Genomic DNA, 13,962 nt, shown 5'->3' with positions numbered 1-13,962 from the left:
CGTGTCCGCCTCGAAAAAGACCATTCAGCGATCCTTTTTGATCACTTCCGCCACGCTGTTGACCCTTTCCTTCACTGCGCCCGTGTTCGCCGTCACCACCGACGCGAGCCCCACGGCGAGCCCCTCCCCGTCACCCTCGGCCACTCCCTCGGCCGCTCCTTCGGCCACGCCCCCGGCGAACATGTCGGGCCTCGGCGGCGAGCGGCTCGGCCGGCCCGGCAACCAGGTGAACCTCGGCGGCGGCGCTCCCGTCCTGCCCGCGGACATCACCGCGCGTTCCTGGATCGTCGCCGACGCCGAGTCCGGTGACGTCCTGGCCGCGCACAACGCGCACTGGCGGCTGCCCCCGGCGAGCACCCTGAAGATGCTGTTCGCCGACACGGTGCTGCCCAAGTTCCCGAGGACCACCTCGTACAAGGTGGCCCCCTCCGACCTGGCGGGCATCGGAGCGGGCTCCAGCGTGGTGGGCATAAAGGAGAACGAGACGTACACCGTCCACGACCTGTGGCTCGGTGTCTTCCTGAAGTCCGGCAACGACGCCGTGCACGTGCTGTCCTCGATGAACGGGGGCGTCCGCGAGACGGTCAAGGACATGCAGGCGCACGCGGACGACCTCCAGGCCCTCGACACGCACGTGGTGAGCCCGGACGGTTACGACGCCGGGGGCCAGGTGTCGTCGGCCTACGACCTGACGCTGTTCGCCCGTTCGGGGCTCCAGAAGAAGGACTTCCGGGAGTACTGCTCGACGGTGCGGGCCACGTTCCCCGGCGCGGCGGCCGGGAACAAGAAGGGCACGTCCGGCCGCGCCTCCTCCGAGATCCGCAACACCAACCGGCTGCTGTCCGGTGACAGCGACGTCACCCCGTACCAGGGCATCGCGGGAGTGAAGAACGGCAACACCACCAACGCCGGCGCCACCTTCACGGGCGTCGCCGAGCGCGGCGGCAAGGTGCTGCTCGTCACGGTCATGAACCCGGAGAAGAAGGAGCACAACGAGGTCTACAAGGAGGCCGCGCAGCTCCTCGACTGGGGATTCCAGTCCGCGGGCAAGGTCGAACCGGTGGGTGAACTGGTCGCGCCCAAGGGCGTGGACACCACGGCCCGACCGGGCGCGAACGCGTCGGACGGGGCGAGCCCGGGCACGGGTTCCGGCACGGGCACCGCGCACACCTCCACGAAGCCGGTGGCGGCCTCCACCGCGGCGAAGGGCGGTTCGACCGGCATCGGCGTCGCGCTCGGCCTGGCGGGCGGCTTCGTCGCCCTGCTCGCGGCGGGCGTCTTCCTGGTCAACCGCCGCTGGCCGCTGCCGGACCTGATGCGCCGCCGCCGCTGACCGCGCGGGTCCCGGGAGCCCGCTTCGCGTTCTTCGGAGCCCCCGGGTCCCCCCGGTCCTCCGGGCCGGCCGGTTCGCCGTCGCCGGCCGGTTCCCGTGAGCCGGCCGGCCCGTCCGGACCCGCCGGCGCGTCGTCGTCCGACGCCTCCCGGTCCTGCCCCTCGCTCGGTGTCGCCGTCCAGGCGGAGGAGTACAGGAGCAGTTTCGAGGTGAAGTTGATCCACAGGAGCAGCGCGATCGGCACCCCGAAGGCTCCGTACATGCTCTTGGACGCCACCCCCCGCATGTAGCCGCTGAGCAGCAGCTTGAGCAGCTCGAAGCCGACGGCGCCGATCAGCGCGGCGACGATCAGCCGGCGGCGCGGCGGCTCCACACCGGGCAGCAGCGTCAGGACGTACAGCAGGACCACGAAGTCGGCGAGCACCGCCACCGCGAAGGCGACGAACTGAAGCAGCGTGGTCCCCCAGCCGTGCTCGTCGAGGCCCAGGTGCCGCGCGGACCAGCCCATCGCCGTGGACGCCAGCGTGGAGACGGCGACGGTGAGGAGCACGGCGCCGCCGAGACCGACGAGGACTCCCCCGTCCTTGAGCTTGCGCAGGACGGGGTTCTCCTCGCTGTCGGGCAGCTCCCAGACCACGCGCAGGCACTCCCGCATGGAGCCGACCCAGCTGATGCCGGTGACCAGCAGCAGGGCGCCGGCGACGAGCCCGATCGTGCCGGCGTTCTGGACGAGGCCGTTGATGTCGAGCTGGTCGGAGATGCCCGGCACCTGCTCGGCGAGCTTGTCCTGGAGGTCCTTCTGCTGTTCGGTGCTGAGCGTGGCGGCGGCGATCGCCGCGGCCACGGTCAGCAGCGGGAACAGCGCCACGAAACTGATGAAGGTCATCGCGGCGGCGAGCCGCGTCCACTTGACGCGGTCCAGACGCTCGTACGACCGCCACGCGTGCGTGGCCATCAGGCGTACGACCCAAGGCCCCACGCCGGGAATCTTTTTCAGCCAGTCCATGATCCGACTCTGCCCTCGTCTCGGAAAACCAGCGACCGGGTACCCCAGAATCGCAGGAGCGTGGCGAGCGCCATCCCGACTCCCGCGCCCGAGACGGTGTCCGCGCGCGCCGAGGTGAACCCGAGCCCGTAGTGGCTGACGGCGATGGACAGCAACTGCACCAGCGCGCCCGCGATGTTCACCGCGAGGAAGATCAGGCAGGGGCGCGGGCCCCGGGCCGCCGTGTGCCGGTAGGTGCCGAGCGCGTTCCCGGCGTACGCCACCGAGCAGCCCGCGACGAAGGACAGCGACTTGGCGGTCAGGGGGTCCAGACCCGCCGGGCCGCGGAGCCAGACGAAGAGGCCGAGGTCGGCGGCGTAGGCGAGGGCGCCGACCGCCGCGAACCCGAGGAGCTCGCGCAGGAGACGCTTCCGGGGACGGGCCCGTCCGGGGGCCGCCGCCGGTTCCGTGACCGCGGGCCCCGGGGCGTCCGGCGCCCCGGTGTCCGCCCCGCGGCCGGCGAGGAGACCGGGACCGGGCCGGTCCTCGGTGACGCTCACCAGTTCGCCACGGCGAGTCCGTACATGGCCAGCCAGACCAGGCCGATGAGGGCGAGCGGACGGTCGCGCAGGACCACGTCCTCCGGCTCGCCCGCCGTGCCCCGGTCGGCGAAGACCGCGTAGCGCAGGACGGCCAGGATGAAGGCGACCACGGACAGCTGACGCCACGGCAGCAGGCCGGTGCTCGGCACTCCGCCCTCCTCCAGGGCCCACAGGCAGTAGCCGAGGACGGAGACCCCGGCGGCGAGCTGCCACACGAACCGCAGGTAGCCGGTCGTGTACTCGGTGAGCAGCGCGCGCGTGGCACCCGCCGTGCCCGCCATCTGCACGGCCTCGGAGTAGCGCTTCGCCGAGACCATGAACAGCGCCCCGAAGCCGGTGGTGATCAGGAACCAGCGCGAGAGCGGGATGCCGAGGGCCAGGCCGCCGATCATGGCCCGCATCAGGAACCCGGTCGTGACGACGACGAGGTCGACGACGAGCACGTGCTTCAGGCTCACGCAGTACGCGAGCTGCATGCCGAGGTACGCGGTCAGCAGCGCGCAGACGGCCGGCGAGCAGAACCAGGCGGCGGTCGCGGGCGCGAGGACCCCGAGGACGCCGCCGACGGCGTACGCGGCCGGGACGGGGACCTGGCCCGCGGCGACCGGGCGGTGGCGCTTCACCGGGTGGGCGCGGTCGGCGACGGCGTCCCGGGCGTCGTTGATCAGATACACGGCGGCGGCGCAGGCCGTGAACAGGAGGAAGACCAGCGCGAGTTGACTGAAGGCGTGCAGCGAGAGGAGCCGGCCGGCGGCGGCCGGGGCGGCCACGACGAGCACGTTCTTCACCCACTGGCGGGGACGCGCGGTCCTGACGAGGCCCCGCAGCAGCCCGGTCAGGCTCCGCGGCGGTGGGACGAGGACCGGGGCGCGCTCCAGGAGCGCCGTACGCTCAGCCATGGCCCGTCCCGATCCAGCGGGCGCCCAGTCCGGCCGCCGCGGCGCCCAGGGCCGCGCCGGCGGCGACGTCCGTGGGGTAGTGGACGCCGACGACGAGGCGCGAGAGGCACATCGCGGCGGCGAGCGGCGGGACGGCGTACGCGCCGAGCGCGCCGTACGCGACCGCCGCGGCGGTCGCGGAGGCCGCGTGCGAGCTGGGGAAGGAGTGCCGTCCGGCCGTTCCCACCCGGGGTGCCACGTGCGTGGGACGCGGGCGGCGCACGATCCGTTTCACCCCCATGCTCGCGAGGTGCGCGCCGGCGGTGAGCGCCGTCGCGCGCAGCCACGCGCCGCGCCGCCCGGGGTCGGCGGCCGCCCCGGCGAGCCCCGCCGCGAGCCACAGGGCGCCGTGCTCCCCGCTCCGGGACAGGACGCGCGCGACGGCCGCGACCCGCGGGTCCCCGCCGTACGCGTGGAGTACGGACAGCACCCGGCGGTCCATGCCGTCAGGCCGCCGATCCATCTCGTCACGGTCGTCAAGGTCGTCCATGCGATCCCACTCTTCTAGGGAGCGGTCGCAGAACTACGGCAATCTTGGACGACATCCCATTAATCACCCATTTCGGTGAGGAGCCGGGAGTGCTGGGTAGATTGCCCCGTTGTGCACCCTCGGCGGCGCTACGGTCACGGTCATGCCTGCCGACTCCGTCTCCGTCACGGGTTGGGGCCGCACCGCCCCGACCACCGCCCGTCTGGTCCGTCCGCGCACCTACGGGGAGGCGGCGGCCGCCGTCCGGGAGTGCGGGGCCCGGGGAGGGATCGCCCGGGGGCTCGGACGGGCCTACGGCGACGCCGCGCAGAACGCGGGCGGGGCGGTGCTCGACATGACGGGCCTGGACCGGATCCACGCCATCGACGCGGACGGCGGCACGGTCCTGTGCGACGCGGGGGTGTCCCTGCACCGGCTCATGGAGGTCCTGCTCCCCCTCGGCTGGTTCGTGCCGGTGACGCCCGGGACCCGCTACGTGACCGTGGGCGGCGCGATCGGCGCGGACATCCACGGCAAGAACCACCACGTGTCGGGCTCCTTCGCCCGTCACGTCCTGTCCTTCGAGCTGCTGACGGCGGACGGCGGGATCCGGGCGGTCGGACCCGGCACCCCGCTGTTCGACGCCACGGCGGGCGGCATGGGCCTGACCGGCGTGATCCTGACGGCGACCGTCCGCCTCCAGCCGGTGGAGACCGCCCTGATGTCCGTCGACACCGAACGCGCGACGGACCTGGACGACCTGATGGCCCGCCTCACCGCCACCGACCACCGGTACCGCTACTCGGTGGCCTGGATCGACCTCCTCGCGCGCGGGGCCGGAACGGGGCGCTCGGTCCTGACCCGCGGCGAGCACACGCCGCTGGACGCGCTCCCCCCGCGGGCCCGCAGACATCCGCTGGCGTTCCGCCCGTCACGCCTCCCGGCCGCCCCCGCCTTCGTGCCGGAAGGGCTCCTCGGACGGACGACGGTCGGCCTCTTCAACGAACTCTGGTACCGCAAGGCGCCCCGCCTGCGGACCGGTGAGCTCCAGCCGATCCCGGCCTTCTTCCATCCCCTGGACGGGGTGCCGCACTGGAACCGGGTCTACGGGCGCGGCGGCTTCGTCCAGTACCAGTTCGTCGTCGGACACGGCCGGGAGGAGACCCTGCGGCGGATCGTGCGGCGCATCTCCGAACGCCGCTGCCCGTCCTTCCTCGCCGTCCTCAAGCGCTTCGGAGAGGGCGATCCGGGCTGGCTGTCCTTCCCCCTGCCCGGCTGGACCCTGGCCCTGGACATCCCGGCGGGCCTGCCGGGCCTCGGCGCCTTCCTCGACGAGCTGGACGAGGAGGTGGCGGAGGCCGGAGGGCGCGTGTACCTCGCCAAGGACGCGCGGCTGCGGCCCGAGCTGCTGGACGTCATGTATCCGCGGCTCGGCGCGTTCCGGTCGCTGCGCCAGGAGCTGGACCCGCGGGGGGTCTTCACCTCCGACCTGTCCCGCCGGCTGGGCCTGTAGCGGGCCCCGGCGCCGTTCCCGGCCCGCAGCGCGCCCCGTTCCCGCCCGCCCCTCCGGTTCCCCGTCTCTAGGAGCTCGCTGTCATGAAGGACGCCTTCGGTATCCCCCAGTCCCTGCTGGTCCTCGGCGGCACGTCCGAGATCGCGCTGGCCACGGCGCACCGGCTGATCACCCGGCGGACCCGCACGGTGTGGCTCGCCGGACGGCCGGCCCCCGCCCTGGAAGAGGCCGCCGAGCGGCTGCGCCGGCTCGGCGCGGACGTCCGTACCCTCGCCTTCGACGCCCTCGATCCCGAGTCCCACGAGGCCGTGCTCGGCAAGGTCTTCGCCGAGGGCGACATCGACATCGTGCTGATGGCCTTCGGGGTGCTCGGCGACCAGGCCCTGGACGAGAAGGAGCCGGTCGCGGCGGTCCGGGTCGCGCAGACCAACTACACGGGCGCGGTGTCCTCGGGTCTGGTGTGCGCGCGGGCGCTGCAGACGCAGGGGCACGGCTCCCTGGTGGTGCTGTCCTCGGTCGCGGGCGAACGCGCCCGCCGCTCGAACTTCATCTACGGCTCCAGCAAGGCGGGCCTGGACGCCTTCGCGCAGGGCCTGGGCGACGCCCTCCACGGCACCGGCGCGCACGTCATGGTCGTACGCCCCGGATTCGTCCGTACGCGGATGACGGCCCATCTGCCCGAGGCGCCGCTGTCGACCACCCCGGAGGCGGTGGCCGCGGCGATCGAACTGGGGCTGAGGCGCCGCTCGGAGACGGTGTGGGTGCCGGGGGCCCTGAGGATGGTCATGTCCGCGCTGCGGCACACGCCGCGCGCGGTCTTCAGGCGGCTGCCGCTCTGACGTCCCGCACCCGTCAGAGCGCAGGAAGCGTGGTGTCCCGCTCGGGCGAGGTGGCCTGCGGGGGCACCACGGCGCCGCCGAAGGCGAACTCGCGGAGCTTGCGCCACACACCGTCGGCACCCTGCTCGTAGAGGGCGAATCCGGTGCAGGGCCACCCGGCCTCGTACCCGGAGAGCGCCTCGAAGGCGTGGTCCATCGCCTCGTCGTCGATGCCGTGGGCCACGGTGACGTGCGGGTGGTACGGGAACTGGAGCTCGCGGGCGACGGGGCCCGAGACGTCCCGGACCTGCTTCTGGAGCCAGGTGCAGGCCTCGGCGCCCTCGGCGACCCGGACGTACACGACCGGTGACAGGGGGCGGAAGGTGCCGGTGCCGGACAGCCGCATCGGGAACGGTCGCCCGGCGGCCGCGACCTCGACGAGGTGCGTCTCGATCGCGGGCAGCGCCGACTCCTCGACCTCGGTCGGCGGCAACAGGGTGACGTGCGTGGGAATGCAGCAAGCCGCGGGGTCGCCGAAGCCCGCGCGCCGCTCCTGGAGCAGGCTGCCGTGAGGCTCCGGGACCGCGATCGACACACCGATCGTTACGGTCCCCACGTCGTCTCCTGTCGTTGTCGTGGTCAGGGCTGTTCGGTGGTGCTGCGCGGGAGGGGGCGATCGCTCGGCCCGCCCCGGCTTTCGACTGTACGGCGGTATGACCCGCAATCGGCGTGTGTAGGAGTGTCGCGCTCGTCTCGTACTGACTGCCGAAGGTGGTGTGGTAGGGGCCGTGCCGCCGCCGGAGGGCCGGGGCGCGGCCCCGCGTACGGCGGCGGCCTCGGCCGTCAGTGCTTGGCGGGCAGGAATCCGACCCGGTCGTACGCCTGGGAGAGCGTCTCGGCGGCGACGGCGCGCGCCTTCTCGGCGCCCTTGGCCAGAATCGAGTCGAGCGTCTCGGGGTCGTCCAGATACTGCTGGGTGCGCTCCCGGAACGGCGTCACGAAGTCGACCATGACCTCGGCGAGGTCCGTTTTCAGCGCACCGTAGCCCTTGCCGGCGTACTTCTCCTCCAGCTCGCCGATTCCCGTGCCGGTGAGCGTCGAATAGATGGTCAGCAGGTTGCTGACACCCGGCTTGGCGCTCGCGTCGTACCTGATGACGGTGTCCGTGTCGGTGACCGCGCTCTTGACCTTCTTGGCGGTCACCTTCGGGTCGTCGAGCAGGTTGATGAGGCCCTTCGGCGTCGAGGCCGACTTGCTCATCTTGATCGACGGGTCCTGGAGATCGAAGATCTTCGCCGTCTCCTTGAGGATGTACGGCTTGGGAATCCGGAAGGTGTCGCCGAAGCGGCCGTTGAAACGCTCCGCGAGGTCGCGGGTCAGCTCGATGTGCTGGCGCTGGTCCTCGCCGACCGGGACCTCGTGGGCCTGGTACAGCAGGATGTCCGCCACCTGGAGGACCGGGTACGTGAAGAGGCCCACGCTCGCGCGGTCGGCGCCCTGCTTGGCGGACTTGTCCTTGAACTGGGTCATGCGGGAGGCCTCGCCGAAACCGGTGAGGCAGTTCATCACCCAGGCGAGCTGCGCGTGCTCGGGGACGTGGCTCTGGACGAAGAGCGTGCAGCGCTCGGGATCGAGTCCCGCCGCGAGGAGCTGCGCCGCCGCGAGCCGGGTGTTGGCACGCAGGTCCGCGGGGTCCTGCGGAATCGTGATCGCGTGCAGGTCGACGACCATGTAGAACGCGTCGTGGGACTCCTGGAGCGCCACCCACTGGCGGACGGCGCCGAGGTAGTTGCCGAGGTGGAACGAGCCTGCCGTGGGCTGGATTCCGGAGAGCACGCGAGGACTGTCAGAGGCCATGTTCACCATTCTCTCAGGTGCCGGGGCCCGCTCCGGAACTGGCCGGAAAGAGATGTGGTCCGGGCGGGCCGGCGCCGCGGTTCCGGGAACCGTGCCCTCCGGGCCCCCGGCCCGACAGCACAGACGGTGACCGTTTTGCTCACCTGAGCGGTTTTCGAACACTCGCCGTCATGGAAGTGCAACGGTGAGGTGACGTTCTGCCTGGAGGGGGTGCTTTCGGCGCCACGGGCGCTTAACAATGCCGATTCGCCCAGGTAGCCGGATTCGGCAGGGCGGAGCGCCGCTCGGACGTCGCCGTCGAGGGGAACCCCGGCGGGTCCGTCGGCGCACCCAGAAATTGGCACAACGGTGTGCGGGCCGGCTCTGCGCCGGCTGGTTGGGGGTTCCATGCGCGGGCTTCGTGAACTGGTCACGGTGGTGGGGGCGTTGGGGGCGACCGCCGCGGCGGTCGTGTCGGCGGCACCGGCCGCCCTGGCCGGCCCCCCGGCGAACACGCCGATGGTCGCGTCGGCGGTCCGGGAGAGCGCGGAGTACGCCGCGCAGGGCTCCTCGGGCGACAGCCCGGACATCGTCCTGACCGTCGCCGGTGACACGGGACTGACGACCACCCTGCACAGCGGCGATCCGGATTTCGGACGGCTGTGGCGGCTGCTGTCCCCCCGGTACGCGGGGGAGAAGAAGACGCCCGACGAGTGGGCGGACGGCCGTCTTCCCGTTCCCGAGGTCACGGTGATCTGGGGAGTCACGGGTGCCGGGGGTGACGTCGCCATCGAGCGCCAGGACCAGGTGTTCCTCACCGCGGACGGCGCGCCGTGGGTGCGGTCGAATCTGGCTCCCGACCTGGTGGGCGGCGACTTCCGCTGGCACCGGGCGTCGCTCTCGGTGTTCGGCCAGCTCACGCAGGAGGGAAAGCTGTTCGGCTCCGGGCCGGCCGCGTCCGCCGTCCGGGTGGAGCTGGACCCGGCTGCGTGGGCGGTGCCCGGACTCGCGGCGGGCCTGGCCCTCGGCGTCGGCGCCACGTGGTTCGTCCGCCGCGCGAAGGTCCGGCGGGTGAACGCCGGGAACGCCGGGAACGCCGGGAACGCGGGGAACGCAGGGAACGTCTGGAGCGCCGAGTCGCTGCCGGAACCGCGCCAGGAGCTGGTCGAGGTCTGAGTCGTGTCGCCCGCGGTCCGGGGCCGGAGGGATCCGGCCCCGGTGCAGTGCGTCAGCCGAGGTCGATCTCCGGGTAGAGCGGGAAGCCGGTGAGCAGGTCGCTCGCGCGGTGGGCGATCTCGTCGGAGATCTTCGCGTCCAGGACGTGCTGCGCCTTGGACGGGGCGCCCTTGGCGGTGGTGCCGGCCTCGGCGGCGGTGAGGACCCGGTCGATCAGGGCGGCGATCTCGTCCATCTCGGTCGCGCCGAGACCGCGGGTGGTCAGCGCGGGGGTGCCGATGCGGATGCCGGAGGTGTACCAGGCGCCGTTCGGGTCGGCGGGGATGGCGTTGCGGTTGGTGACGATGCCCGAGTCGAGCAGGGCGGACTCGGCCTGGCGGCCGGTCAGGCCGTAGGAGGAGGCCACGTCGATGAGGTTGAGGTGGTTGTCCGTGCCGCCGGTGACCAGCGTGGCGCCGCGGCGCATCAGGCCCTCGGCGAGGGCGCGGGAGTTGTCGACGACGGCCTGGGCGTAGTCGCGGAACTCGGGGCGGCGGGCCTCGGCGAGCGCGACGGCCTTGGCGGCCATGACGTGGGGAAGCGGGCCGCCGAGGACCATCGGGCAGCCGCGGTCGACCTGCTCGGCGAGGGTCTCGTCGCACAGGACCATGCCGCCGCGCGGGCCGCGGAGCGACTTGTGCGTGGTGGTGGTGACGATCTGGGCGTGCGGGACCGGGTCGAAGTCGCCGGTCAGGACCTTGCCCGCGACCAGGCCGGCGAAGTGCGCCATGTCGACCATGAGGGTGGCGCCGACCTCGTCGGCGATCTCGCGCATGACGCGGAAGTTCACCAGACGGGGGTAGGCGGAGTACCCGGCGACGATGATCAGCGGCTTGAACTCGCGGGCGGAGGCGCGCAGGGCCTCGTAGTCGATGAGACCGGTGGCGGGGTCGGTGCCGTAGGAGCGCTGGTCGAACATCTTGCCCGAGATGTTCGGGCGGAAGCCGTGGGTGAGGTGGCCGCCGGCGTCCAGGGACATGCCGAGCATGCGCTGGTTGCCGAAGGCCCGGCGCAGTTCGGCCCAGTCGGCCTCGGAGAGGTCGTTGACGTTGCGGACGCCGGCCTCGGCGAGCGCCGGGACCTCCACGCGGGCGGCGAGGACGGCCCAGAAGGCGACGAGGTTGGCGTCGATGCCGGAGTGCGGCTGGGCGTAGGCGTGCTCGGCGCCGAACAGTTCGCGGGCGTGCTCGGCGGCGAGGGCCTCGACGGTGTCGACGTTGCGGCAGCCGGCGTAGAAGCGGCGGCCGACGGTGCCCTCGGCGTACTTGTCGCTGAACCAGTTGCCCATGGCCAGCAGGGTGGCCGGGGAGGCGTAGTTCTCGGACGCGATCAGTTTGAGCATGTCGCGCTGGTCGGCGATCTCCTGGCCGATGGCGTCGGCGACACGGGGCTCCACGGCCCGGATCACGTCGAGGGCGCTGCGGAAGGCGGTGGACTCGGTGGAAAGGGGCTCTGGCATGACGGCCTCCGGACGTTGCTTTCAGCGTTCACGGGTCGGCCCAGGCGCACGGCACTCGGTTGCCACGACTCCTCGCCCGGACGGTCCGGGCCCCTCACGACGGCCTGCTTCTCCGTCCAGAGGTCCGGGATCGCCCCGGGGAAGCCACAGCGCGGGTGCCGCTCCCCGATGGTCGGTCCCATCCCAGCGCGCCAGTCACGGCCCCGCCGGTCAGCCTACCGGGCGCGCCGGATCACCGGGGTCCCTCGTCCACCATGCGAGCGACGATAGGAAAGAGGCCACAAGCCCGCCCCCGCGCGAACGGAGATCCCGTGACCACCATGGATGCCAGGGAGACGACGGAGGCGTACATCGCCTCGGCCGACGAGCACAGCGCGCACAACTACCACCCGCTGCCGGTCGTCGTGGCGACGGCGGACGGGGCCTGGATGACGGACGTCGAGGGGCGCCGTTTCCTCGACATGCTGGCCGGATACTCGGCGCTGAACTTCGGCCACGGCAACCGGCGGCTGATCGAGGCGGCCAAGGCGCAGCTCGACCGGGTGACGCTGACGTCGCGGGCGTTCCACCACGACCGGTTCGCGGACTTCTGCCGGGAGTTGGCCTCGCTGTGCGGCATGGAGATGGTGCTGCCGATGAACACCGGGGCGGAGGCGGTGGAGACGGCGGTGAAGACGGCCCGGAAGTGGGGGTACCGGGTCAAGGGCGTCCCGGCCGAGATGGCGAAGATCGTGGTCGCGGGCAACAACTTCCACGGGCGTACGACGACGGTCATCAGTTTCTCGACGGACCCGGAGGCGCGGGCCGACTTCGGCCCGTACACACCGGGATTCGAGATCGTGCCGTACGGGGACCTGACGGCGATGCGGGCGGCGGTCACGGAGAACACGGTGGCCGTGCTGCTGGAACCGATCCAGGGCGAGGCGGGGGTGCTGGTGCCGCCGGCCGGTTACCTGCCGGCCGTGCGGGAGCTGACGCTGGAGCGCGACGTGCTGTTCGTCGCGGACGAGATCCAGTCGGGGCTGGGGCGCACCGGCCGTACGTTCGCGTGCGAGCACGAGGGCGTGGTGCCGGACATGTACGTCCTCGGGAAGGCGCTCGGCGGCGGAGTGGTGCCGGTGTCGGCGGTGGTGTCGAGCGCGGAGGTGCTGGGGGTGTTCCGGCCCGGGGAGCACGGGTCGACCTTCGGCGGGAATCCGCTGGCCTGCGCGGTGGCCCTGGAGGTGATCGCGATGCTGCGGTCGGGCGAGTACCAGCGGCGGGCCGCCGAGCTCGGTGAGCGTCTGCACCGTGAACTGGGTCTGTTGAAGGACTCCGGTCACGTCACCGCGGTGCGCGGGCGCGGGCTGTGGGCGGGCGTCGACATCGCCCCCGCGTACGGCACGGGCCGGGAGATCTCGGAGAAGCTGATGGACCGGGGTGTCCTGGTCAAGGACACCCACGGGGTCACCGTCCGGATCGCCCCGCCGCTGGTGATCACCGAGGAGGACCTGGACTGGGGCCTGGCCCAGCTGCGGGCCGTGCTCGGCGCGTAGGGACCCGGGCCCCGGAGGGCCACGAAGGGACCCGGACCCGGCAGGACCCGCGAACGGCCCCTAGAGGATCACGTGGGGCAGGAAGCGGGCGTACTCGTCCGTGATCGGGCCCGAGGACTCCCTGATGCCGAGGCCCGCCGACTCGTCCTCGACGACCCAGGCGCCGAGGACGACACGGTTGCCGTCGAAGGACGGGAGCGGTGCCAGCTCCTGGTAGCAGCAGGCCTCTTCGCGTACGGCGGGGGCGGCGCCGGGTTCGTGGACCGTCACCCCGGCGCCCTCGCGGCCGAGCAGGGGCTTGGCGACGTAGCCGTTCGTACGGGCCAGCTCGCGGGGGCCGTCGAGGTAGGCGGGGAGGAGGTTCGGGTGGTCCGGGTAGAGCTCCCAGAGGACGGCGAGGACGGCCTTGTTGGAGAGGAGCATCTTCCAGGCGGGCTCGATCCACAGGGTCGTACCGGTGCCGCCGCCGTTGTCGAGGGTGTCCAGGACATGGCCGGCGAACGCGTCGGTGGTGAGCCACTCCCAGGGATAGAGCTTGAAGCAGGCGCGGATGAAACCGAGCCGGTTGTCGACGAAGCGGCCGGAGAGGGGGTCCCAGCCGATCTCCTCCATGGAGATCCAGTCCGTGGCGAGCCCCGCCTGCTCCGCGGTCTCCTTCAGGTAGGCGACCGTCATCAGGTCCTCGCCGAGTTCGTCCTCGGCGGAGTGCGCGAAGTGGAGCGGGCTGCCCGGCGGGAGGAGGGCGGCCTGCTTCTTCCAGGCCGCGACGAGGCGTTCGTGGAGGGAGTTCCACTGGTCGGCGCCGGGGAAGCGGTCCTCCATCCAGAACCACTGCGGGCCGGCGGCCTCGACCAGCGAGGTCGGTGTGTCGGCGTTGTACTCGAGGAGTTTCGCCGGGCCCGTTCCGTCGTAGCGGAGGTCGAAACGGCCGTAGACGGAGGGGAGTTCGCCGCGCCGGTGCCAGGCCTCGGAGACGGCCGCCGCGACCCGGGGGTCGTCGATGCCGAGGTCGGCGAAGCGTCCCCGCTCGACGATGTGACCGGCGGCCGTCAGGCACATGGCGTGCAGTTCCTCGACGACCTCCTCCAGCGCCTCCACCTCGGGCAGCGAGAAGGCGTAGTAGGCGCTCTCGTCCCAGTAGGGGCGCAGGGAGTCGTCGGGGTGGCGGGTGAGCGGGTAGATCAGCCCCTGCCGCTCGACGGTCTGCTGCCAGCCGGGGCGGGGGGTGATGGTGCGGCGTTCCATGGGCGCGGGGTTCT

Annotated in this window: 13 protein-coding genes; 5 read left to right on the top strand and 8 right to left on the bottom strand. The window is 72.3% G+C overall.

What is annotated here, in order from left to right; genetic code table 11:
* The first annotated feature begins 1 nt into the window (after position 1).
* Positions 2-1,333: a D-alanyl-D-alanine carboxypeptidase family protein gene (locus tag ACFYW9_RS25775; RefSeq protein ID WP_389154768.1), complete on the top strand. Its 1,332-nt coding sequence runs from the start codon at positions 2-4 to the stop codon at positions 1,331-1,333.
* On the opposite strand, the gene ACFYW9_RS25770 is transcribed toward ACFYW9_RS25775, so the two are convergent.
* The 4 genes from ACFYW9_RS25770 to ACFYW9_RS25755 all read right to left on the bottom strand — a co-directional run bounded on the left by ACFYW9_RS25770 (position 1,287) and on the right by ACFYW9_RS25755 (position 4,348).
* Positions 1,287-2,339, bottom strand: a complete 1,053-nt coding sequence (locus ACFYW9_RS25770; protein WP_389154765.1) for a YihY/virulence factor BrkB family protein — start codon at positions 2,337-2,339, stop codon at positions 1,287-1,289. The two genes, ACFYW9_RS25775 and ACFYW9_RS25770, sit on opposite strands and share 47 nt — an antisense overlap.
* Positions 2,327-2,740, bottom strand: a complete 414-nt coding sequence (locus ACFYW9_RS25765) for a GtrA family protein (RefSeq protein ID WP_389154926.1) — start codon at positions 2,738-2,740, stop codon at positions 2,327-2,329. Before ACFYW9_RS25765 ends, ACFYW9_RS25770 begins: the two co-directional genes overlap by 13 nt.
* A gap of 134 nt (positions 2,741-2,874) precedes the next feature.
* Positions 2,875-3,819 carry a decaprenyl-phosphate phosphoribosyltransferase gene (locus ACFYW9_RS25760; protein ID WP_389154761.1) on the bottom strand — a complete coding sequence of 315 codons (945 nt, stop codon included), beginning with the start codon at positions 3,817-3,819 and terminating at the stop codon, positions 2,875-2,877.
* A complete protein-coding gene (locus ACFYW9_RS25755; RefSeq protein WP_389154758.1) occupies positions 3,812-4,348 on the bottom strand; it encodes a phosphatase PAP2 family protein in 537 nt (178 codons plus the stop codon). The genes ACFYW9_RS25760 and ACFYW9_RS25755 overlap by 8 nt, the downstream gene beginning before the upstream one ends.
* Positions 4,349-4,490: 142 nt before the next feature.
* Between ACFYW9_RS25755 and ACFYW9_RS25750 the strand changes: the two genes are divergently transcribed.
* Together ACFYW9_RS25750 and ACFYW9_RS25745 are read left to right on the top strand one after the other, a co-directional pair.
* A complete protein-coding gene (locus ACFYW9_RS25750) occupies positions 4,491-5,840 on the top strand; it encodes an FAD-binding protein (protein WP_389154754.1) in 1,350 nt (449 codons plus the stop codon).
* Positions 5,841-5,923: 83 nt separating this feature from the next.
* A complete protein-coding gene (locus ACFYW9_RS25745; RefSeq protein WP_351868451.1) occupies positions 5,924-6,679 on the top strand; it encodes a decaprenylphospho-beta-D-erythro-pentofuranosid-2-ulose 2-reductase in 756 nt (251 codons plus the stop codon).
* Between the two features lie 13 nt (positions 6,680-6,692).
* On the opposite strand, the gene ACFYW9_RS25740 is transcribed toward ACFYW9_RS25745, so the two are convergent.
* Positions 6,693-7,274: a 2'-5' RNA ligase family protein gene (locus ACFYW9_RS25740; protein WP_351868449.1), complete on the bottom strand. Its 582-nt coding sequence runs from the start codon at positions 7,272-7,274 to the stop codon at positions 6,693-6,695.
* 227 nt (positions 7,275-7,501) lie between these two features.
* The gene (gene trpS, locus ACFYW9_RS25735; protein ID WP_328671030.1) at positions 7,502-8,515 is read right to left on the bottom strand and encodes a tryptophan--tRNA ligase; all 1,014 of its coding nucleotides are present in this window, start codon (positions 8,513-8,515) and stop codon (positions 7,502-7,504) included.
* Positions 8,516-8,902: 387 nt separating this feature from the next.
* On the opposite strand from trpS, the gene ACFYW9_RS25730 reads away from it, so the two are divergent.
* Positions 8,903-9,670, top strand: a complete 768-nt coding sequence (locus ACFYW9_RS25730; RefSeq protein ID WP_389154748.1) for a hypothetical protein — start codon at positions 8,903-8,905, stop codon at positions 9,668-9,670.
* A 52-nt stretch (positions 9,671-9,722) separates the two neighbouring features.
* Here the strand turns inward: ACFYW9_RS25730 and ACFYW9_RS25725 are convergent, their stop codons facing one another.
* Positions 9,723-11,168: a glycine hydroxymethyltransferase gene (locus ACFYW9_RS25725; protein ID WP_351868443.1), complete on the bottom strand. Its 1,446-nt coding sequence runs from the start codon at positions 11,166-11,168 to the stop codon at positions 9,723-9,725.
* Positions 11,169-11,488: 320 nt separating this feature from the next.
* On the opposite strand from ACFYW9_RS25725, the gene rocD reads away from it, so the two are divergent.
* Positions 11,489-12,703: an ornithine--oxo-acid transaminase gene (rocD, locus tag ACFYW9_RS25720; protein ID WP_351868638.1), complete on the top strand. Its 1,215-nt coding sequence runs from the start codon at positions 11,489-11,491 to the stop codon at positions 12,701-12,703.
* Positions 12,704-12,763: 60 nt separating this feature from the next.
* Here rocD and ACFYW9_RS25715 read toward each other — a convergent pair whose 3' ends face one another.
* Positions 12,764-13,948, bottom strand: coding sequence for a glutathionylspermidine synthase family protein (locus tag ACFYW9_RS25715; RefSeq protein ID WP_389154743.1), 1,185 nt, complete (start codon positions 13,946-13,948; stop codon positions 12,764-12,766).
* Positions 13,949-13,962: the final 14 nt, after the last annotated feature.

The organism is Streptomyces sp. NPDC002698 (assembly GCF_042888945.1).
Taxonomy (GTDB): domain Bacteria; phylum Actinomycetota; class Actinomycetes; order Streptomycetales; family Streptomycetaceae; genus Streptomyces.
This window is presented reverse-complemented; position numbering and strand designations above follow the sequence as displayed.

Coding starts and splice junctions, on each gene's coding strand:
- ACFYW9_RS25770 (WP_389154765.1), bottom strand. CDS start 2,339: ATGGACTGGCTGAAAAAGATTCCCGGCGTGGGGCCTTGGGTCGTACGC.
- ACFYW9_RS25760 (WP_389154761.1), bottom strand. CDS start 3,819: ATGGCTGAGCGTACGGCGCTCCTGGAGCGCGCCCCGGTCCTCGTCCCA.
- ACFYW9_RS25715 (WP_389154743.1), bottom strand. CDS start 13,948: ATGGAACGCCGCACCATCACCCCCCGCCCCGGCTGGCAGCAGACCGTC.
- ACFYW9_RS25725 (WP_351868443.1), bottom strand. CDS start 11,168: ATGCCAGAGCCCCTTTCCACCGAGTCCACCGCCTTCCGCAGCGCCCTC.
- ACFYW9_RS25750 (WP_389154754.1), top strand. CDS start 4,491: ATGCCTGCCGACTCCGTCTCCGTCACGGGTTGGGGCCGCACCGCCCCG.
- ACFYW9_RS25755 (WP_389154758.1), bottom strand. CDS start 4,348: ATGGACGACCTTGACGACCGTGACGAGATGGATCGGCGGCCTGACGGC.
- ACFYW9_RS25745 (WP_351868451.1), top strand. CDS start 5,924: ATGAAGGACGCCTTCGGTATCCCCCAGTCCCTGCTGGTCCTCGGCGGC.
- ACFYW9_RS25730 (WP_389154748.1), top strand. CDS start 8,903: ATGCGCGGGCTTCGTGAACTGGTCACGGTGGTGGGGGCGTTGGGGGCG.
- rocD (WP_351868638.1), top strand. CDS start 11,489: ATGGATGCCAGGGAGACGACGGAGGCGTACATCGCCTCGGCCGACGAG.
- trpS (WP_328671030.1), bottom strand. CDS start 8,515: ATGGCCTCTGACAGTCCTCGCGTGCTCTCCGGAATCCAGCCCACGGCA.